Here is a 20,500-nt window from a genome sequence, read left to right on the forward strand (position 1 = left end):
CACTTTTGAAGAGACCCCAGCCATGGCTTCGACAGCAACAAAGCAGCATTACGATGTGGTGATCGTCGGCGGTGCGGTGAATGGCAGCGCCACCGCGTACTTTCTGGCCAGCAACCCGGACTTCACCGGCTCGGTGCTGGTGGTGGAGCGCGACTGGACCTATGCCCAATCGGCCACGGCGTTGTCCAGCAGCTCGATCCGGGTGCAGTTCTCCAACCCGATCAACATCCAGATCTCGCGCTTTGGCGCGCAGTTCATCCGCGACTTCCCCGAACTGATGGCGGTCAATGGCGACAGGCCCGACCTGGCCTTCAAGGAGAACGGCTACCTGTTCCTGGCCGACCAGAAAGGCTTCGACGTGCTCAAGCGTCTGCACCAGACCCAGCTGGACAACGGTGCCGACGTCACGTTGCTGGACACCGAGGCGCTGATCCGCCGCTTCCCGTGGGTCAACCCGGACAGCCTGGCCGGCGGCACCTATGGCGAGAGGGACGAGGGCTGGTTCGACAACTACGGGATCATGAACGGCTTTCGCAGAAAGGCCCGCAGCCTGGGCGTGGAGTATGTCGAGAACGAAGTGGTCCAGGTGCTGCGCGAGGGTGATGTGATCACCGGTGTGCGCCTGGGCGATGGCCAGTTGATCGGCTGTGGCCAGCTGGTCAACACCGCCGGCACCCGTGGACGCCAGGTGGCGCGCCTGGCCGGGCTGGACATTCCGGTGGAGGCGCGGCGCCGTTCGCTGTTCGTGTTCGACTGCCATACGCCGCTGCCCGGCACCGTGCCGCTGACCATCGACCCCACCGGGGTGTTCTTCCGCCCCGAAGGCCACCTGTACCTGGGCGGCACCTACCCACGCCACGACCCGGAGGTGGATTTCAGCGACTTCGACGTGATGCACGACGAATTCGAGGAAGAGGTGTGGCCGGTGCTGGCCGAGCGTGTGCCGGCGTTCGAGGCGATCAAGGTGGTCAACGCCTGGGCCGGGCACTACGACTTCTGCGTGCTCGACCACAACGCCATCGTCGGCCCCCATGACCAGGTGCGCAACTTCCTGTTCTGCAACGGTTTCAGTGGCCACGGCCTGCAGCAGGCACCGGCCATCGGCCGCGGCCTGAGCGAGCTGATCATCTACGGGGGCTACCGCACCCTGGACCTGAGTGCCCTGAGTTATCAACGGGTGATCGAGAATCGTCCTTTCCTGGAAGACTCGGTCATCTGACCGCGCCGCCTGATGGAGAACAACAAGATGAACACTGACAACAACGGGCTGCGCACGGGCGGGCAGGTGCTGGTCGATGCCTTGCGCATCAACGGCGTGGAACGCGCGTTCTGCGTGCCCGGCGAGAGCTACCTGGCGGTGCTCGATGCCTTGCACGATGCCAGGGACGACATCGAGCTGATCGTGTGCCGCCAGGAGGGCGGCGCCGCCTACATGGCCGAAGCCTACGGCAAGCTCACCGGCAAGCCGGGTATCTGCTTCGTCACCCGCGGGCCGGGGGCGACCAATGCCTCGGTCGGCGTGCACACCGCCTTCCAGGACTCCACGCCGATGATCCTGTTCATCGGCCAGGTGGCCCGCGACCAGGTGGAGCGCGAAGCCTTCCAGGAGATCGACTACCGCCGCATGTTCGGCCAGATGGCCAAGTGGGTGGTGGAGGTCGACGATGCCGCGCGCCTGCCCGAGCTGCTCAGCCAGGCGTTCCACCGCGCCACCAACGGCCGCCCCGGCCCGGTGGTGGTGGCCCTGCCCGAAGACATGCTGACGGATCGGGTGGCAGTGGCCGATGCCGGCCCGGCCCGGCGGATCGAAGCGGCGGCGGCATCTGCCGACCTGCAGCGCCTGCAGGCTCTGCTGGGCGAGGCACAGCGCCCGTTGGTGGTGCTGGGCGGTGGCGGCTGGACCGCCGCGGCGGTGGCCGATGCGCGGCGCTTCATCCAGGCCCAGAACCTGCCTGTGGCGGCTTCGTTCCGCTGCCAGGACCTGTTCGACAACACCTTGCCCCAGTACGCCGGCGACCTGGGCCTTGCCGCCGGCCCCGAGCTGGTGGAGGCGGTGAAAAGCAGTGACCTGCTGCTGGTGATCGGTGCACGCCTGGGCGAGATGAGCACCGGCGGCTATGCCCTGGTGGACATTCCGGTGCCCAGGCAGGCGCTGGTGCACATTCACCCCGGCATCGAGGAACTGGGCCGGGTGTACCAGCCGACCCTGGCGATCAACGCCGGCATGCCGACCATCGCCGCGCAACTGGCGGCGCTGGCGCCGGTCAAGCCGCAGGCATTCGCCGAGTGGGTACAGCGCCTGAACAGCCGCTACCGGGCCAACTTCGAATGCCCGCGTTCGCCCGGTGCGGTGCAGATGAGCGAGGTGATCGCCTGGCTCAACCAGCACCTGGCCGCCGACAGCATCATCACCTGCGGTGCCGGCAACTACACCGGCTGGGTGCACCGCGGCTACCAGCACCAGGCGTTTCGCACCTTGCTGGGGCCCACCAACGGCTCGATGGGCTATGGCGTGCCGGCGGCGATTGCGGCCAAGCTCACCGCGCCGCAGCGCAGCGTGGTGGCGTTCGCCGGTGATGGCTGCTTTCTGATGAACGGCCAGGAGCTGGCCACTGCCGCGCACTATGACGCCCGGGTCATCGTGGTGGTGGTGAACAACGGCATGTACGGCACCATCCGCATGCACCAGGAGCGCAGCTACCCGGGGCGGGTGTCGGGTACCGACCTGCACAACCCCGACTTCGCCGCGCTGGCACGGGCCTATGGCCTGCATGCCGAAACGGTGAGCGCCACCGAGCAGTTCGCGGGTGCGTTCGAGCGTTGCGAGGCGTCGGGCAAGCCGGCGCTGATCGAGGTGCAGATCGATCCCGAGGCGCTGACCCCGCGCATGACCCTCAGCCAGATCCGCGAAAAGGCCCTGGCGTCGCGTTGACCCTCCAGGCGGGGGCAGGGTCTGCCTCCCGCCGTTTCCCCCATTCCCCTGCGAGCCCATCAGCATGAACCTTGCCGATCCTGATCTGCTGCGTGAACGTTGCTATATCGATGGAACCTGGGTGGGCGCCGACAGCGCCCGCAGCATTGACGTGACCAACCCGGCCACCGGCCAGCGCCTGGGTGGCGTGCCGCGCATGGGCGCCGACGAAACCCGCCGCGCCGTGCTCGCCGCCCAGGCGGCGCTGCCGGCCTGGCGCGCCCTCACCGCCAAGGAACGCGCCAGCCGCTTGCAGGCGTGGTTTCGCGAAATTCTCCTGCACCAGGAAGACCTGGCGCGCATCATGACCGCCGAGCAGGGCAAGCCCCTGGCCGAGGCCCGTGGCGAGATCGCCTTCGCCGCAGCCTATGTGGAGTTCTATGCCGAGGAGGGCAAGCGCCTGTATGGCGACGTGATCCCCTCGCCGCAGGCCGACCGGCGCCTGCTGGTGACCAAGGAGCCGATTGGCGTGTGCGCGGCGATCACGCCGTGGAACTTCCCGGCGGCGATGATCACGCGCAAGGCCGCCCCGGCCCTGGCGGCCGGGTGCACGCTGGTGCTCAAGCCCGCCTCGCAGACCCCGTTCAGCGCCCTGGCGCTGTGCGTGCTGGCCGAACGCGCCGGCATACCGCGTGGCGTGCTCAACGTGGTGACCGGCGACTCGGCCGCCATCGGTGGCGAACTGACCGCCAACCCGGTGGTGCGCAAGCTGTCGTTCACCGGCTCCACGCCCATCGGCATCCAGTTGCTGCAGCAGAGCGCGGCCACGGTGAAGAAGGTGACCCTGGAGCTGGGCGGCAACGCACCCTTCATCGTGTTCGACGACGCGGACCTTGAAGCGGCGGTGGAGGGCGCACTGGTAGCCAAGTTCCGCAACAGCGGGCAGACCTGCGTGTGCGCCAATCGCTTCTACATCCAGGACGGCATCTACGAGCGCTTTGTCGAGCGTTTTGCCCAGCGGGTCGGCGAGCTGGTGGTGGGCGAGGGCAGCCAGGCCGGCACCACCGTCGGCCCGCTGATCGATGCCAAGGCCGTGGCCGGGGTCGAGGCGATGGTGAGCGACGCACTGGAGGGTGGTGCGCGACTGGTCGCCGGTGGCCGGCGCCACCCCCTTGGCGAGGCGTTCTACCAGCCCACCGTGCTGGCCGAGGTGACACCGGACATGCGCGTGGCCCGCGAGGAGATTTTCGGGCCGGTGGCGCCGCTGTTTCGCTTTCACAGCGAAGAACAGGTCATCGCCCAGGCCAATGCCACCGAGTTCGGCCTGGCCTGCTACCTGTATGCACGGGATGTGGGGCGGATCTGGCGGGTCTCGGAGGCCCTGGAGTACGGCATGGTCGGCGTCAATGTCGGCGTGCTGGCCACCGAGGTCGCACCGTTTGGCGGTGTGAAGTCATCGGGGCTGGGGCGCGAAGGCTCGCGCTACGGGATCGAGGATTACCTCGAGATCAAGTACGTGTGCCTGGGCCTGGGCTGACCCGCCAGGGCAGGGCGACAGCGCCGCTCAGTCGCCGCTGTCGACCAGGCGCTGGTAACGCGACAGGCTTTCTTCCAGGTGCTTGCGCACCGCCGAACGGGCGGCGTTGACGTCGCCCATGCTGATGGCCGAGAGAATCGCGCCGTGTTCGCGGCCGATCTTCTTGATGTGCGCCAGGCGGTTCTTGCCGGTGGACTGGCCGTGCTTGAGGTTGAGGTCGAAGATGATGTCCGGGCCCAGGGCTTCGAGCAACTGCGGGAAGTGCGGGTTGTTGGTGGCGCGGGCAATCGCCAGGTGGAACTCGAAGTCGGCACGGGCCTCTTCCTCGAGGTTGGAGCCATCCAGCGCGTTGAAGCGGTCGAAGGCCTCGGTGATCTGCGCCACGCTGGTGGGGCTGCGGCGCTCGGCGGCACGCGCGACCGACTCGGTCTCGATGCCCAGGCGCAGTTCCAGCACGTGGGCGGCGGCGCGCACGTCATCGACTGCGGTGCTCAGGGCAAAGCCCAGGCGCTTGACGTCCTGCTCGACCACGAATACGCCTACACCCTGGCGGGCGATCAGCCGACCGCCCAGACGCAACGAGGCCACGGCCTCGCGAATCACAGGGCGGCTGACGCCGAATTCCTTGCACAGCTCCTGTTCGGACGGAAGCTTCTGCCCCGGCCCGTATGTGCCATTGTCGATCCGGTTGGACAGCTCGTGGATCACTGTCTCCGCCAGATTGGCCCTGCGCGTTCCAAACGACGCATTCATAGTTGTGTAGCTCCTGAAACTGATGTGCTCATCACGATGGATTGAATGGTTGAACAGGTTGGCGCATCCGTCAAACGCGATCTGCGTCGATTTCACCCGACCCGCTAAAAACCCGAAGTAGCGGCGAAAATGTAGCCATATGTTATCAAACATCTGACTTGTTATGGTGCAAGCGCCTGATTCTACTGCAATCCCATGCCTCGTTAAGGTGCATGGATCAAGGCGTGCGTGGCTTTTGTCAGCATTTTCATTTTCCTCAAGCATACACCCATTGACAGTTGCCTGCTGACTGTTATCTTACAAGTGCGCCGGCGAGGTTGGCCAGGCGTGTGCAGTTCGTCCAATGATTACTGGGAGCTGAGAATGAATAAGAACAACCGGGGTTTGACCGCCCTTGCTGCACTGATGGCAACACTGATAGGGGCTGGCACGGCGAACGCGGCGGACACCCAGCTGGTACGGATCGGCTTTGCCGGCCCGCTGACCGGGCCCTCTGCGCACCAGGGGCTGGATGTGGAACATGGCGTGAGCATCGCCATCGAAGAGGCCAACCAGCAGCAGTTGAAGCTGGGCGACAAGGTGGCCCAGTTCAAACTGGTGTCCGAGGACGATGTGGCCGACCCGCGTACCGGTACCGCCGTGGCGCAACGCCTGGTGGATTCGAAGGTGGCGGTGGTGATCGGGCATTACAACTCGGGCACCAGCATCCCGGCCTCGAAGATCTACGCCGATGCCGGCATCCCGCAGATCTCGCCGTCGGCGACCAACCCGGCGCTGACCCGCCAGGGCATCAAGACCGTGTTTCGCGTGGTCAACGACGACGCCACCCTCGGCCGCTATGCCGGCAACTACCTGGTCAAGACCCTGCAGGCCCAGCGCATCGCGATCTTCGACGACCGCACCGCCTACGGCCAGGGCCTGGCCGACGAAGTGACCAAGGCGGTCAAGGCCGCCGGTGGCAACGTGGTGGTACGCGAATACACCAACGACAAGTCCACCGACTTCAATGCCATCCTCACCACCGCCAAGTCGCAGAAGGTCGATGCGGTGTTCTTCGCCGCCCTCGACTACCAGGCCGCCCCCATGGCCAAGCAGATGAAGAACCTGGGCCTGAAGGCCAGGTTCATGAACATCGGCAACCTGCCCAACGACGAGTTCAAGAAGATGGCCGGCAGCGCCGCCGAGGGCGTGTACGCCTGGAACTACGGCACCCCGTTGCTGGAGATGCCCAAGGGCGCGGCGTTCGAGCAGAAGCTCAAGGCCAAGTTCGGCACGGGCGTGGTGCAGTCCTCGCCGGCGGCGTACGACGCCACCTGGGCGGCGATCACCGCCATGGTCAAGGCGCAGTCGGCCGACCCTGCCGTGTACCTGCCGGTACTCAAGAGCGAAAGCTACGAGGGCGTCACCGGCACCATCGCATTCGATGAATTCGGCAACCTGAAAAGCCCGGCCGCCACGGTGTTCCAGTTTGCCGACGGCGGCTGGAAAACCCTCTCGGTCGAGCGCGACTGAGCCGTTGCTCTACCTCGAATAACAAGCGGGCCGCCCGGCTCGCAACAATAAGAAGCGTTCATTTCTGACCTGCCAGGCATGCCGCCGCGTCGCTGTTGCCAGCGCACGCGGTGAGCGACAACGCAGTTTTGAGGATTCAGCTCGTGGAAGGCAATTTCGATATCTTGTTGCAGCAGGTCCTCAACGGCCTGGTGCTGGGCAGCATCTATGCCCTGGTAGCCCTGGGCTACACCATGGTCTATGGCATCATCGGCCTGATCAACTTCGCCCACGGCGAGGTGGTGATGGTGGGCGCCATGGTGACCATCTCGGTGCTGAGCATGCTCGCGGGCATGGGCTTTGCGCCCGGCATCCTGACCCTGCTGCTGGCGATCATGGTGGCGGCGGCGGTGTGCATGCTGATGGCCCAGGGCATGGAGAAGTTCGCCTACCGGCCCTTGCGCAAGGCCCCGCGCCTGACCCCGCTGATCCTCGCGATCGGCATCTCGATCGCCTTGCAGAACCTGGCGATGATGATCTGGGGGCGTGGCTACAAGACCTTCCCCGAAGTGGTCGAAACCCGCCCGATCGAGGTGTTCGGCGCCACCGTCACCAACGTGCAGATGAGCATCATGATCATCTCGGTGGTGATCATGCTGGGGCTGTGGCTGCTGGTCGACAAGACCCGCCTGGGCAAGGCCATGCGCGCCACCGCGCAAAACCAGGAAGTGGCCGGGCTGATGGGTATCAACATCAACCGGGTGATTTCCGCGACCTTCCTGATCGGTGCCGGGCTTGGCGCCATCGCCGGGGTGATGCGCGCGGTCAACTACGGCCAGGCCGACGCCTACATGGGCCTGCTGCTGGGGCTCAAGGCCTTCTCGGCGGCGGTGCTGGGCGGCATCGGCAACCTGTTCGGGGCCATGGCCGGCGGGCTGCTGCTGGGCCTGATCGAGTCGCTGGCCGCCGGCTACACCGGCCACCTCACCGGGGGCTTCCTGGGCGCCAACTACCAGGACATCTTCGCGTTCGCCGTGCTCATTCTGGTGCTGCTGTTCCGACCCAACGGCCTGATGGGCGAACGCCAGGCCGACCGGGCCTAGGAGGCAACGCACATGAAAAACCAAACCGCACAGTACCTGCTGCTGATCCTGGCGTTCGTGGCCTTGCCCTTCGTCGTCGACAGCATTCCGTTCCTGGGGCCCACCTGGGTACGCATCCTCGGCTTTGCCATGCTCTACGTGCTGCTGGCACTGGGCCTGAACATCGTGATCGGCTACGCCGGCCTGCTCGACATGGGCTACATCGGCTTCTACGCCATCGGCGCCTACCTGTATGCCTTGCTGGCCTCGCCGCACCTGAACATGGCCGGCCTGGTGGACGGCGTGCTGAACTGGCCGCTGTGGGTGATCATCCCGCTGGCAGCGATTGCCGCGGCCATCTGCGGGGTGCTGATCGGCGCCCCGGTGCTCAAGCTGCGCGGCGACTACCTGGCCATCGTGACCCTGGGCTTTGGCGAGATCATCCGCATCTTCATGAACAACCTCGACCAGCCGGTGAACATCACCAACGGACCGCAGGGCATCAGCAACATCGCACCCTTGCACATCGACGGCGGGGCCTGGTCGCATGCCGCAGGGCAGGCGCCCGAGGCGCTGCTGTCGCTGCAGACCTCATGGAGCCTGTTCGGGCTCAAGGTCACCCCGGTGATCAGCTACTACCTGTTCTTCCTGGTGGTGGTGATCTTCGCCATCGTGCTGTCCAAGCGCCTCGAAGTCTCGCGCATCGGGCGGGCCTGGATGGCCCTGCGCGAGGACGAGGTGGCGGCCGAAGCCATGGGCCTGAACAAGCGCAACCTCAAGCTGCTGGCATTTGCCATGGGCGCGACCTTTGGCGGGGTGTCCGGGGTGCTGTTTTCCAGCTACCAGGGCTTCGTCAGCCCCGAGTCATTCACCCTGATGGAGTCGATCATGGTGCTGGCGATGGTGGTGCTCGGCGGCATGGGCTCGATTCGCGGCGTGGTGCTTGGGGCGTTGATCCTGTCGGTGATGCCCGAGGTGTTCCGCGACCTGGTCAACTGGATACAGCCGTTCGTGATGGACAACGTGACCTTCGTCAGCCGCGAGGTGCTGCGCAACGTGCTGGATGCCTCGACCCTGCGCATGCTGGTGTTCGGCCTGGCGCTGATTCTGGTGATGCGCTACCGGCCCGAGGGCCTGTGGCCGTCCAACCGACGCCGCGCCGAGCTGCATGAAGGCGACCCCGAGCCCACCCCGGCGGCGACCGCGCTGAGCACCACGGTGCCCGCGAGCACGCCGGCCTTCGATCACCCGGCCCAACAGGCGGACAAGGTATGAGCGACGTATTACTGGAGCTGCGTTCGGTCAGCAAGTTCTTTGGCGGCCTGCAGGCCCTGCACGGCATCGACCTGTCGATCCGGCGCGGCGAGATCCGCGGCCTGCTGGGCCCCAACGGCGCGGGCAAGACCACCCTGTTCAACGTGCTTACCGGGCTGTACCGGGCCGAAGAGGGCAAGGTCGAGTTCGACGGCAAGCCGCTGAACATCAGCAAGCCGCACAAGGTGGTAGAGGCGGGTATCTCGCGCACCTTCCAGAACATCCGGCTGTTCCACAACATGACCGCGCTGGAAAACGTGATGATCGGTCGCCATGTACGCACCCGCTGCGGGGTGTTCGGGGCCGTGTTCCGCACCCCGGCCTGCGTGCGCGAAGAGCGCGAGATTCGCCAGGCTGCGCGGCACTGGCTGGCCTACGTGGGCATCGGGCACCTGGCCGGGGAGCTGGCCAAGAACCTCTCCTACGGCGACCAGCGGCGTCTGGAAATTGCCCGCTCGCTGGCCACCGAACCCTTGCTGATTGCCCTGGACGAACCGGCGGCCGGCATGAACGCCTCCGAGACCGAAGGCCTGCGCCAGCTGATGTGCAAGATGAAGGCCGACGGCAAGACGGTGCTGCTGATCGAGCATGACGTGAAGCTGGTGATGGGCTTGTGCGATCACGTCACCGTGCTGGAATTCGGCAGGAAGATCGCCGATGGCCTGCCGGCCGATGTGCAAAGGGACCCTCGGGTAATCGAGGCCTATCTGGGTTCGGAGGCGGTGGCCTGAACATGAAGAACATTCTTGAAGTACGCGACCTGCAGGTGTCCTACGGGGCCATCCAGGCGATCAAGGGCATCGACCTGCACATCCGCGAGGGCGAAATGGTCGCGCTGATCGGCGCCAACGGCGCCGGCAAGACCACCACCCTCAAGACCCTGGCCGGCCTGCTCAGCCCGGTGGCCGGGCAGATCACCTTCGATGGCAAGGCGCATGCGGCGATCAAGAGCTACGACCTGATCCGCCAGGGCCTGGCGCTGGTGCCGGAAGGCCGCGGGATCTTCCCCAAGCTGACGGTGTACGAGAACCTGGAGATGGGCGCGTTCTCGCGAACCGACGGCAAGGACGCGATCCAGGCCGATATCGAACGCATGTTCGGCATCTTCCCGCGGCTCAAGGAGCGCGCCTTTCAACTGGCCGGCACCATGTCGGGCGGCGAGCAGCAGATGCTGGCGATTTCCCGGGCATTGATGGGCAGGCCCAAGCTGCTGTTGCTCGACGAGCCGTCGATGGGCCTGGCGCCGATCATCGTGCAGAAGATCTTCGAAACCATCGTCGAGGTGGTCAAGGGTGGCGTGACCCTGCTGCTGGTGGAGCAGAACGCCAGGCTTGCCTTGCAGACCTGCCAGCGCGCCTATGTGATCGATGGCGGGCGCATCGCGCTGGAAGGCCAGGCCAGCGACCTGCTGCACAACGAGCAGGTGCAGAAGGCGTATCTGGGCGAGTAGGCGCCGTTCAGGGGTGCCGGCGCTGCACCAGGGCCGGGCCCTGGTTGCGACTGTTGCCCACGGCGCTGTCCACGGGGTACCACTCGAACACCTGGGCGGGCTCGGCGAGGTCCAGCAGCAGCTGTTCGGCGTATGCCTTGGAGGTGGCGGGGTCCAGCCAGTGGCGTGCCGCATCTGCAGCCAGCACCACCGGGCGCCGGTCATGCACATCCAGCAGGCCGCCCTGGCTGTCGGCCGTGATGATCACGCAGCCGTCCTGTTCGCCGGGTGGGTCGCCCAGCTGGCCGATGGCCGCGCACAGGGCAGGGCGTCCATCGCGGCGGCGGATCAGGTAGGGCTGCTTCTTAGGCCCGCCTTCATCGACCCATTCGAACCAGTTGTCGACCGGCACGATCAGCCGGTGCGGCCAGATGGCGCGAAAGAACGGGCCGTGGGCCACCTTCTCGACGCGGGCATTGATCGGTGCCGGCTTGTCCTGCGCCCAGTGTGGCCGCCAGCCCCAGCGCAGCAGGTCGGCGTGCAGGGTGTCATGCTGCACGCCGAGTACCGCCAGCTGGGTGGTGGGGGCCACGTTGTAGTGCCCAAGCGGCGCATCGCCCACGCGGTTGACCAGTGGGTTGGGCATGCTCAGGGCGTCCACGAACTCGTGGATGCCGTGGTACTGGCTCAGTCGTCCGCACATGTGCACCTCCGCCGGCAGGCCTGTTTGAGCATAGGCCGATTTGGAGAGTGGCGGTGCGTGGCCGGTCGGCCGCTGTCAACCGGGGGCGAGGGTCACGGCGCTTCCTGGCTCAGCGCCGAGCGCCCGGCACTGTGGAACACCACGTCATCCTGCGGGGTGTGGATGCGGCTGCACAGCACGTTGCGGTAGTGCCGCTCCAGCGGGTTGTGCCGCGAAAGCCCTGGGTTGCCGCTGGCCTCGATGGCCAGCTCCACGGCCTGGATGGCGTTGTGCGTGACCAGTTGCTTGAGCTGCCCGGCGTGCTGCGCGGTGACCTGGCCGCTGGCCGCGGAGTCGAGCAGGTTGCGGTTGGCGAACAGCAGGGTATCGATGCGCCCGACCCGCTCCTGAAAGCGCGGCAGGCTGGCCAGCGGCTGGCCGAGGTTGGACGGCACCCGCTCGCGCAGGAAGCTCACCAGCCAGTCGCGTGCGGCCTGGGCCACGCCGTCGTAGAGGCTGGCCAGCAGCACCGCCATCCACAGCTGAGCTTCGCCATCGAGCTCGGCGCGCGGTGCGCTGGCCGGGCTGACGGCCACGGCGTGCTCCAGCGGCAGCAGCACATCGTCGAACTCGACGCGGTGGCTGCAGGTGGCACGCATGCCCAGGTGATCCCACTCATCGACGATGCGGATGCCGGGGCTGTCCTTGTGCACCAGAAAGCCGCCCACCAGCGGGTCGGCATCGTCGCTGCGCGCCCACACCAGGTACCAGCTCAGGCCGTGGCTGCCGGTGGAGTAGAGCTTGGTGCCGGACAGGCGCCAGCCTTCGGCGGTACGCCGCGCGAGGGTTGCGGGCAGGCCGCCACGGGCCGGGGTGCCCAGCTCGGGTTCGACCCTGAAGGCATTGATCAGCGCGCCGTGCTCCACCGCTTCGCGGGCCAGGCGCTGGCGCAGCGACACCGGCCAGCGCTGGTCGTCCTGCAGGCGCACGTGCTGCAGGTACTGCATGACCAGAATCAGTGCGGTGGAGGGCTCGCCCTTGGCCACGGCGGCCACCACCTTGCGCGCGGTGGCGAGGTCGGCACCGGCACCCCCCAGCTCGCGCGGCACGGTGAGCGCGAGCAGGCCATGGCGATGCAGCAGGGCAAAGTTGGCGGCGGGGAAGGCACCGCTGCGGTCCACCTCGGCGGCGCTGGCGGCCAGCTCGCGGGTCAGGGTAAACAGCAGTGGGTCCAGGTCGGCCAGGGCAGGGGCCGACTCGATCGAACGGTACGGCGCGGCAATAGAAGACAGGCTCATCAGGCACTCATCGCAGAAAATCCAGGGAGCACCCGGGGGTGCCGTCGTCCCGCCCCGAGTTGTGTGTGCAGATCGGCGGGCTTATGACCGTATGCGTTAAACTTTCTGATGTAAAATTCTTTATGGTTATAAGCTAATGGCGATAATTAAACGTTATTTGCATATTAGGATATTCATAAAATGCACTTCACTGATTTATGACGAGCCGGTAGAGTCGCTCTACAATCGCCTTCAGGAGTGCACTGCATGCCACCCATTTCACGACTTCTCGCCCTCGCTGGCGCCTTGCTGCTGGCCGGGCAGGTGCTGGCCGAACCGCGTATCGAACTGCGTATCGGCGACCAGAAGGGCAACATGCGTGCCCAACTGGAGGCCGCCGACGGGCTGCGCGACCTGCCGTATGACATCAAGTGGGCGGAGTTTCCGGCTGCCGCGCCGCTGGCCGAGGCGCTCAATGCCGGCGCGGTGGACGCCGGCATCATCGGTGATGCGCCGCTGCTGTTCGCCCTGGCGTCCGGCGCGCAGGTCAAGGCGATTGCCGTGGACAAGTCCGACGCCTATGGCACGGCGGTGCTGGTGGACCCCGGGTCGGCGCTGCACGCGGCGGCCGACCTCAAGGGCAAGCGCATCGCCACCGGGCGCGGCTCGATTGGCCATTACGTGGCGCTCAAGGCGCTGGCCAGCGCGGGGCTGAGCGAGAAGGACGTCGAGTTCCGCTTCCTTGGCCCGGTGGATGCCAGGATGGCCCTGGCCAACGGTTCGGTGGATGCCTGGGCGACGTGGGAGCCCTACACCGCGCTGGCCGAAACCACTGGCCAGGGCCGGGTGCTGGTCAATGGTCGCGGCTTGTCCAGTGGCAACAGCTTTCTGGCGGCGACCGACAAGGCGTTGGCCGACCCGGCCCGGCGCGCGGCCCTGCAGGACTACCTGGCGCGCCTGGCCAAGGCCCAGGTGTGGGCCAACCAGAACCTGGACAGCTACTCCAAGACCCTGGCGCAGATCATCGGCTTCCCGCAGGACGCGGCCCGGCTGCAGTTCGAGCGTCGCCAGTTGCGCTGGCAGGTCGTGGACGCCGGCACCATCGCCGAGCAGCAGGAAACCGCCGACTTCTACCAGGCCCACGGCCTGATTGCCCAACGTCTGGACGTGGCGCCGACCTTTGCCGGCGGCTTCGTGCTGCCCGCCAGGGTCGCCGTGACCCAGGCCCACTGACAGGAGCTGACCCCATGCAACCGTTCAAACGTCTGCGACAACTGGCCATCGGCGCGCTGCTTGGCGCCAGCCTGATCGGTAGCGCCAGCGCGGGGCAAACCCTGCGCATCGGTTACCAGAAATCCTCGACGCTGCTGATTCTGCTCAAGGCCCAGGGTACGTTGGAGCAGCAGCTGGCGCAGCAGGGCATACAGGTCAGCTGGCATGAGTTCGCCAGCGGCCTGCCGCTGCTGGAGGCCCTGAACCTGGGCAATGTCGATGTGTCAGCGGATGTGGCCGACACCGTGCCGGTGTTCGCCCAGGCGGCGGGGGCGCGGTTGACCTATTTTGCCCGCGAGACGCCATCGCCACTGGCCCAGGCCATTCTGGTGCCGGCGGATTCGCCGCTGCACAGCCTGGCGGATCTCAAGGGCAAGAAGGTGGCGGTGACCAAGGCCGCGGGGAGCCATTACCTGTTGATACAGGCCCTGGCCAGGGCCGGGTTGACCTTCAGCGATATCCAGCCGGCCTACCTGATCCCGGCCGATGGCCGTGCGGCGTTCGAGAACCGCAAGGTCGATGCCTGGGTCACCTGGGACCCGTTCGTGGCCAGCGCCCAGCGCCAGCAGCATGCGCGGGTGCTGAGCGATGGGCAGGGGCTGGCCAGTTACCAGCGTTACTACCTGGCGGGCAGCGATTACGCCAAGGCGCATCCGCAGGTGCTTGAAACTGTATTCGGTGCGTTGCAGAAGGCGGGGCAGTGGACCAAGGCCAACCCCACGCAGGCGGCGCAGGTGCTGGGGCCGTTGTGGGGCAACCTGGATGTGGCCACGGTGGAGCAGGCCAATGCGCGGCGCAGTTACGACGTGCAGTTGGTGAAGCCGGAGCATCTGGCCGAACAGCAGCAGATTGCCGATGTGTTCTTTGCCCAGGGTCTGTTGCCGCGCAAGGTGGATGCGGCGGCGGTGTCGTTGTTCCAGCCAGTGGCAGGGCGCTGATTGCGGCTCGGCGGGTGAGGGCTGCCTGATCCACGGTGGGTTCAGGTTGTACGAGCGCTTCGCGCTCGATTCGCCGGCAAGGCCGGCGCCTACTGTGCTTGTGCCCGAAGCAAGCAGGAGCGGGCCTTGCCCGCACCTGCGTATGCGGCCTGTCGGCCAGGGGCAGACCTGATACGGTCTGCTCAGGAGGTTCAGATCACCCGGAACCCATGGGTGCCATCACGCCCCAGCTGCGCCACCAACCCGAACTCCCAATCCAGGTACCCCTGCATCGCCTCACGCGGGTTGTCGGTGCCTTCATACGGCCGGCGGTAACGGTCGCTGCGCGGCACCGCCAGGTGCGTCTCGCCCGACTCCAGCGGCCGCCCCTCGGCAATCCAGCGGCCCGTACCACCCTCCAGCACGAACACCGGCACTCGGGTCAGGCGTTGCAGGTCCTGCGCCGCAAACCGCGCCAGCAAGCTGCTGCCGCAGGTCAGCACGTAACGTCCCGCCACCGGCAAGCGCTCCAGTGCCTGCTCCAGCTGTGCCCTGATCGCCCAGTGCGCACCCGGTATGTGCCGCTGCACGTAATTGGCACTGGTGGTGAAGTCGAGCAGCACCGTGTCGGCGTCGGCCTGCCACTGCACCAACTGCTCGGGGTCGATGGTCGAAGGCTGCGGCAACGCCGGCAACGGCGGCTGCCAATCACCCGTTTCGCTGAAGTCGCCTGCGCCCAAGCCATCGAGCACCGCCACCTCCCAGCCCATCTGCGCCAACCACGACGCACTCATGTTGGCACGCACGCCATCGTCATCGATCAGCACGATGCGCGCCCCGCGCACACTGGCCACATGGTCGGTTTCCTGCATCAGCTGACCACCCGGCGTCGAGCGGCTGCCTGGCAGGTGGCCCCGGGCAAATTCCTCGGGGGTGCGCACATCGAACACATAAGTACTGCGATCGGCCTGGGCGCGCCACGCCGCCAGCGTCTGGCTGTCCGCACGCACGACGCCGGCCTTGTCGGCCACGGCCCGGGCCTGTTCGGCGGCGCGCTGCCGGTTGGCCGGGCTCACGTCGCCAAAGCGCCGCGATTGGCCATGGGCCAGGGTCTGCCCCGCCAATGTCCAGCCAATGGTGCCGTTGCGCAAAGCCGATACCGGGTTGGGAATGCCGGCGTTGACCAGCGACTGGGTGCCGATGATGCTGCGGGTGCGCCCGGCGCAATTGACGATCACGCGGGTGGCCGGGTTCGGTGCCAGCTCGGCCACCCGCAGCACCAGTTCGGCACCCGGCACGCTGATGCCGCCCGGAATGCTCATGGTCTGGTATTCGTCGAAGCGACGCGCATCCAGCACCACCACGTCGGCCTTTTCGTTCAGCAGTGCGTGCACTTCTTCGGCCGCCAGCGAAGGGGTGTGGCGCTGGCTTTCCACCAGTTCGCCAAACGCCTTGCTCGGTACGTTCACATCCTGGAACAGCTCGCCGCCGGCCTCGCGCCAGCCGGCCAGGCCGCCTTCGAGCAGGGCCACGTCGCTGTAGCCAAGTTGACCCAGGCGCTGGAGCGCAATCTGCGCCAGGCCCTCGCCATCGTCATACACGGTGATCGGTGTATCGCGCCGGGGCACTCGCGCGTAGATTTCGATTTCAAGCCTGGACAGCGGGATGTTGGCCGCGAACAGCGGATGTTCCACGGCGAAGGGCGCTTCTTCGCGCACATCGATCAGGGCCAGTTCATGCCTGGCCAGCAAGTGCTGGCGCAGGTGGGCGTAGGTGCGGGTGGTCGGGGTGCTCATGGCGCAAGGTTCTCTTTTGACAGGTCCCACAGATTGGGCAGTTGGGTGTTGGAATAACCGGAAATGAAGGGTTTCTCGCTGCCGTCGGCCAGGTACACGGCACGCCTGACCGCGCCGATGTTGGCGCCGTACACGTGGATGCTGATCGACACCTGGTCGTCGAAGGCATTGCTGACCTGATGGATGTCGCCGATGCGCGGCGACACCGCCTCGACCTGGCCGCGCTCGAGGCGCACCGGGCTGCCGGACGGCAGCAGCGCGCCGTGCTCGTTGCGGGCAAAACCCTGGGCGTATTCGGCGCCGCGCAGCATGCCGATCAGGCCCCATACCCGGTGGTCGTGGACCGGCGTGGTCTGCCCCGGCCCCCACACGAAGCTGACGATGGAGAAGCGTTGGCGCGAATCGCAGTGCAGCAGGTACTGCTGATAGCGTTCGGGGCTGGGCTGGGCCAGCTCTGGCGGCAGCCAGTCGTCATGGGCCACCAGTTGCTGCAACAGGCGCTGGCCATCATCGAGAAGGGCCGCTTCATCGGTTTCTCGGTCGAGCAGGCTGGCCAGTTCGTCGATGAACTGACGCAAGCGGTCCAGGCGAAGGGGGTCGGTCATGGTCGGGGCTCTGGCTACGGTTTCGAATCACCCTAGCAACCGCCTGATGATTCTCAAAATTCAAATTGAGCATAAGCTAATATGCGCAAAGTGAATTTTAAAGCTGTTTCGATATAAATCATTTTTTATATTAGGTTATGCCTAAAATGAATTTCACAAGGGGTGGCGGGCTCGGTAGCTTATAAGCGTTCGTTTTGAAGAAAGAACCTTCTATAACCAATAAGCTTTCTTCGCCCTCTTCAAGGAGCCCCCCATGAGCGTTCAATTCATCGGCATGATCGGCCACCGCCTGTCTTCGGAGACCCTCGATCCGGCTGGCCCGATCTTCGACAAGGCGTACATCACCCGTTTTGCCCAGGTGCACGAGCAGGCAGGCTTCGACCGGATTCTGGTGGGGTACTGGTCGGATCAGCCCGACGGCTTTCTGGTCACGGCCCTGGCCGGGCTGGCGGCGCCGCGTATCGGCTTTCTGCTGGCGCATCGCCCCGGCTTCGTGGCGCCGACCCTGGCCGCGCGCAAGCTGGCAACCCTCGATCACCTGCTCGACGGACGCCTGGCGCTGCACGTGATCAGTGGCGGCAATGACGGCGAGCAACGCAAGGACGGCGACTACCTCGACCACGACCAGCGCTATGCGCGCAGCGACGAGTTTCTGGAGGTGGTGCGCAAGGTCTGGACCCAAGACACCCCCTTCGATCATCACGGCACCTTCTACCAGGCGCAGAACGCCTTCTCTGCCATCAAGCCTGTGCAAAAGCCGCACCTGCCGGTGTTTTTCGGTGGTTCTTCGGCGGCGGCCCTGGAAGTGGCCGGCAAGCATGCCGATGTGTTCGCGCTGTGGGGCGAGTCGCTGGAGCAGACCCGCGAAACCATTCAGGCAGTACGTGCCCAGGCGGCCTTGCACGGGCGGCAGGTGCAGTTCAGCGTGTCGTTCCGGCCCATCATCGCCGATACCGAAGCTGCGGCCTGGGCCAAGGCCGATGCCATTCTCGATACCGCTCGCCAGCGCCTGGAGCGCGCCGGCCCGGTGGTGGCCAACAAGCCGCAGAGCGTCGGTGCGCAGCGCCTGCTGGACACCGTGGCGCAAGGCGAGCGCGTGGATGAGCGCCTGTGGACCGGTATGGCCGCACTGGTTGGCGGGGGGCACAACTCCACCGCGCTGGTGGGAACCCCCGAGCAGGTGGCCGATGCCTTGCTGGCGTACTACGACCTGGGCGTGACCACCTTTCTGATTCGCGGGTTCGACCCGATCAACGACGCCGCCGACTACGGCCGCGAGCTGATCCCGCTGACCCACGCCAAGGTCGCGGCGCGCCAGGCACAACGCAGCGCCTGAACGGCGCAGCTACCCCAACCCCACCCCGAGACCGCACGCGCGGATCGCCTTGCCTTGTGCCGTACCGGCACCTGGAGACCTGCGTGCGAGATGCTCTGCAACGGGCCGCCACTGCGCGCCCGCATTCCCTGACCCTGAACCTCGATGCCCGCGAAGTGCTGGCCGGCTGCCTGTTCCTGGGCTTCGGCCTGACCGGGCTGCTGGTGGGCAGCGCCTATGCCAGCGGCACGGCGATGCGCATGGGCGCAGGCTACTTTCCCTGGCTGGTGAGCCTGGCCCTGTGCGGGCTGGGCGTGGCCTTGCTGGTGCGCGGCCTGTGGCTGGGCCGCGAGAAGGTCACGCTGGGCGGGTTGTTCATCGTCCGCCCGGCGCTGGCCATCAGTGCCAGCGTGGTGGCGTTCGCTCTGCTGCTGCCCAGCCTTGGCCTGGCGCTGGCGACCCTGTGCATGACGCTGCTCAGCGGCCTGGGCCGGCACAAGGCGCACCTGGGCGAACTGCTGGCGGTGGGCAGCGCGCTGGGGCTGTTCAGCGTGCTGGTGTTCGGCTACGGGCTGGGCCTGAACCTGCCGGCCTGGCCTGTCTGAGGAGCGACCCATGGAGCTGTTGGCACACCTGGGTATCGGCCTTGAAGCCGCCTTCACCCTGAACAACCTGCTGTACTGCCTGATCGGTGTGACCCTGGGCACGCTGGTGGGGGTGCTGCCCGGCCTGGGGCCGGTGGCCACCATCGCCATGCTGCTGCCGATCACCTATGGCCTGAGCCCGGCGGCGGCGCTGATCATGCTGTCGGGCATCTATTACGGCGCCCAGTACGGCGGCTCGACCACGGCGATCCTGGTCAACCTGCCGGGCGAGTCGTCCTCGGTGGTGACCTGCCTGGACGGCCATGCAATGGCACGCAAGGGCCGGGCCGGGGCGGCCCTGGCCATTGCCGCGATCGGTTCGTTCATCGCCGGCAGCCTGTCGATCCTGCTGCTGGCCGCTGCTGCCGCACCGCTGGCCGAGGTGGCGCTGAAGTTCGGCCCGGCCGAGTACTTCTCGCTGATGCTGCTGGGCCTGGTGGCCGCCGTGGTGCTGGCCCAGGGCGACGTGCTCAAGGCCGTGGCCATGACCCTGCTGGGGCTGCTGCTGGGCCTGGTGGGCACCGACGTGAATTCCGGGGTGGAGCGCTTTACCTTCGGCCTGCCCCAGTTGAGCGACGGCATCAGTTTCGTGGTGATCTCGATGGGCATCTTCGGCATCGCCGAGATCATCGCCAACCTGGAGCGCAGCCGCGGTCAGCCGCCCCAGGTGGCGCGGGTGGGCAGCCTGATGCCGACCCGCGAAGACTACCGGCGCAGCTGGAAGCCGATGCTGCGCGGCACCGGCCTGGGCGCGGTACTGGGCGTGCTGCCGGGGGGCGGGGCGATGCTGGGCGCGTTTGCCTCGTACATGGTCGAAAAGCGTATCGCCAGGCACCCCGAGCGCTTCGGCCAGGGCGCCATCGAGGGCGTGGCCGGGCCGGAGTCTGCCAACAACGCCGGGGCGCAGACCTCGTTCATCCCGATGCTGGTGCTGGGCCTGCCTTCCAACGCGGTGATGGCGCTGATGGCCGGGGCCATGATGATCCACGGCATTGTGCCGGGCCCGCAGGTGATCGACGAGCGCCCCGAGCTGTTCTGGGGGCTGATCGTGAGCATGTGGACCGGCAACCTGTTGCTGCTGGTGCTCAACCTGCCGCTGGTGGGGATCTGGGTGCGGCTGCTGTCGGTGCCGTACCGCCTGCTGTACCCGTCGATCCTGCTGTTCTGCTGCATTGGTGTGTACAGCGTCAACAACAGCCTGTTCGACGTGCTGCTCACGGTGGCGTTCGGGTTGCTGGGCTACCTGTTCATCAAGCTGCGCTGCGAGCCGGCGCCACTGCTTCTGGGCTATCTGCTCGGCCCGTTGATGGAGGAGAACCTGCGCCGGGCGATGCTGCTGTCGCGGGGCGACCCCACGGTGTTCGTCACCCGGCCATTGAGCCTGACCCTGTTGATTCTGTGCGTGCTGGCGGTGGGGCTGATGCTCATCCCGCGGGTGCGCGCCACGCGTCATGTGGCCTTCAGTGAAGACTGAG

Annotated in this window: 18 protein-coding genes; 13 read left to right on the top strand and 5 right to left on the bottom strand. The window is 66.5% G+C overall.

The window, feature by feature from the left end:
* The first annotated feature begins 22 nt into the window (after positions 1-22).
* The 3 genes from LOY33_RS10550 (at position 23) to LOY33_RS10560 (ending at position 4,448) form a co-directional block, all read left to right on the top strand.
* Positions 23-1,219: an FAD-binding oxidoreductase gene (locus LOY33_RS10550; RefSeq protein WP_258662577.1), complete on the top strand. Its 1,197-nt coding sequence runs from the start codon at positions 23-25 to the stop codon at positions 1,217-1,219.
* Positions 1,220-1,246: 27 nt separating this feature from the next.
* Entirely contained in the window at positions 1,247-2,932 is a 1,686-nt protein-coding gene (locus LOY33_RS10555; RefSeq protein WP_258662578.1) for a thiamine pyrophosphate-binding protein, read from the top strand.
* Between the two features lie 64 nt (positions 2,933-2,996).
* Positions 2,997-4,448 (top strand): NAD-dependent succinate-semialdehyde dehydrogenase, encoded by a 1,452-nt coding sequence (locus LOY33_RS10560; RefSeq protein WP_043864048.1) that lies wholly within the window; start codon positions 2,997-2,999, stop codon positions 4,446-4,448.
* A gap of 27 nt (positions 4,449-4,475) precedes the next feature.
* Here LOY33_RS10560 and LOY33_RS10565 read toward each other — a convergent pair whose 3' ends face one another.
* Positions 4,476-5,201 carry a FadR/GntR family transcriptional regulator gene (locus tag LOY33_RS10565; RefSeq protein ID WP_043864047.1) on the bottom strand — a complete coding sequence of 242 codons (726 nt, stop codon included), beginning with the start codon at positions 5,199-5,201 and terminating at the stop codon, positions 4,476-4,478.
* A 363-nt stretch (positions 5,202-5,564) separates the two neighbouring features.
* Here LOY33_RS10565 and LOY33_RS10570 point away from each other — a divergent pair, with 363 nt between their 5' ends.
* The 5 genes from LOY33_RS10570 (at position 5,565) to LOY33_RS10590 (ending at position 10,538) form a co-directional block, all read left to right on the top strand.
* Positions 5,565-6,713 carry a branched-chain amino acid ABC transporter substrate-binding protein gene (locus LOY33_RS10570; RefSeq protein ID WP_052504315.1) on the top strand — a complete coding sequence of 383 codons (1,149 nt, stop codon included), beginning with the start codon at positions 5,565-5,567 and terminating at the stop codon, positions 6,711-6,713.
* A 143-nt stretch (positions 6,714-6,856) separates the two neighbouring features.
* Positions 6,857-7,795 carry a branched-chain amino acid ABC transporter permease gene (locus tag LOY33_RS10575; RefSeq protein WP_043864046.1) on the top strand — a complete coding sequence of 313 codons (939 nt, stop codon included), beginning with the start codon at positions 6,857-6,859 and terminating at the stop codon, positions 7,793-7,795.
* A 12-nt stretch (positions 7,796-7,807) separates the two neighbouring features.
* Positions 7,808-9,049 (top strand): ABC transporter permease subunit, encoded by a 1,242-nt coding sequence (locus tag LOY33_RS10580; RefSeq protein ID WP_236176178.1) that lies wholly within the window; start codon positions 7,808-7,810, stop codon positions 9,047-9,049.
* Positions 9,046-9,819 (top strand): ABC transporter ATP-binding protein, encoded by a 774-nt coding sequence (locus LOY33_RS10585; RefSeq protein WP_054914344.1) that lies wholly within the window; start codon positions 9,046-9,048, stop codon positions 9,817-9,819. The genes LOY33_RS10580 and LOY33_RS10585 overlap by 4 nt, the downstream gene beginning before the upstream one ends.
* Positions 9,820-9,821: 2 nt before the next feature.
* Positions 9,822-10,538 carry an ABC transporter ATP-binding protein gene (locus LOY33_RS10590; protein ID WP_088514428.1) on the top strand — a complete coding sequence of 239 codons (717 nt, stop codon included), beginning with the start codon at positions 9,822-9,824 and terminating at the stop codon, positions 10,536-10,538.
* Positions 10,539-10,545: 7 nt separating this feature from the next.
* Here LOY33_RS10590 and LOY33_RS10595 read toward each other — a convergent pair whose 3' ends face one another.
* Positions 10,546-11,220 (bottom strand): SOS response-associated peptidase, encoded by a 675-nt coding sequence (locus tag LOY33_RS10595; protein WP_078481144.1) that lies wholly within the window; start codon positions 11,218-11,220, stop codon positions 10,546-10,548.
* A gap of 92 nt (positions 11,221-11,312) precedes the next feature.
* Positions 11,313-12,497, bottom strand: a complete 1,185-nt coding sequence (locus LOY33_RS10600; protein ID WP_258662580.1) for an acyl-CoA dehydrogenase family protein — start codon at positions 12,495-12,497, stop codon at positions 11,313-11,315.
* A 246-nt stretch (positions 12,498-12,743) separates the two neighbouring features.
* Between LOY33_RS10600 and LOY33_RS10605 the strand changes: the two genes are divergently transcribed.
* Positions 12,744-13,709, top strand: a complete 966-nt coding sequence (locus LOY33_RS10605) for an ABC transporter substrate-binding protein (protein WP_213085786.1) — start codon at positions 12,744-12,746, stop codon at positions 13,707-13,709.
* A 14-nt stretch (positions 13,710-13,723) separates the two neighbouring features.
* Positions 13,724-14,686, top strand: a complete 963-nt coding sequence (locus LOY33_RS10610) for an aliphatic sulfonate ABC transporter substrate-binding protein (protein WP_253086918.1) — start codon at positions 13,724-13,726, stop codon at positions 14,684-14,686.
* 191 nt (positions 14,687-14,877) lie between these two features.
* On the opposite strand, the gene LOY33_RS10615 is transcribed toward LOY33_RS10610, so the two are convergent.
* Together LOY33_RS10615 and LOY33_RS10620 are read right to left on the bottom strand one after the other, a co-directional pair.
* Entirely contained in the window at positions 14,878-16,461 is a 1,584-nt protein-coding gene (locus LOY33_RS10615) for a rhodanese-related sulfurtransferase (RefSeq protein ID WP_258662581.1), read from the bottom strand.
* Positions 16,458-17,066, bottom strand: coding sequence for a cysteine dioxygenase (locus LOY33_RS10620; RefSeq protein WP_123753128.1), 609 nt, complete (start codon positions 17,064-17,066; stop codon positions 16,458-16,460). The genes LOY33_RS10615 and LOY33_RS10620 overlap by 4 nt, the downstream gene beginning before the upstream one ends.
* Positions 17,067-17,319: 253 nt before the next feature.
* On the opposite strand from LOY33_RS10620, the gene LOY33_RS10625 reads away from it, so the two are divergent.
* The 3 genes from LOY33_RS10625 to LOY33_RS10635 all read left to right on the top strand — a co-directional run bounded on the left by LOY33_RS10625 (position 17,320) and on the right by LOY33_RS10635 (position 20,499).
* On the top strand, positions 17,320-18,402 hold the full coding sequence (locus LOY33_RS10625; protein WP_078481137.1) for an LLM class flavin-dependent oxidoreductase: 1,083 nt from the start codon (positions 17,320-17,322) through the stop codon (positions 18,400-18,402).
* A gap of 83 nt (positions 18,403-18,485) precedes the next feature.
* Entirely contained in the window at positions 18,486-18,986 is a 501-nt protein-coding gene (locus LOY33_RS10630) for a tripartite tricarboxylate transporter TctB family protein (protein WP_235593657.1), read from the top strand.
* A gap of 10 nt (positions 18,987-18,996) precedes the next feature.
* Complete coding sequence (locus LOY33_RS10635; protein ID WP_258662582.1) at positions 18,997-20,499, top strand: tripartite tricarboxylate transporter permease; 1,503 nt, start codon at positions 18,997-18,999, stop codon at positions 20,497-20,499.
* The last annotated feature ends 1 nt before the right edge of the window (position 20,500 follow it).

It is taken from the genome of Pseudomonas sp. B21-036, assembly GCF_024748925.1.
GTDB lineage: Bacteria > Pseudomonadota > Gammaproteobacteria > Pseudomonadales > Pseudomonadaceae > Aquipseudomonas > Aquipseudomonas palmensis.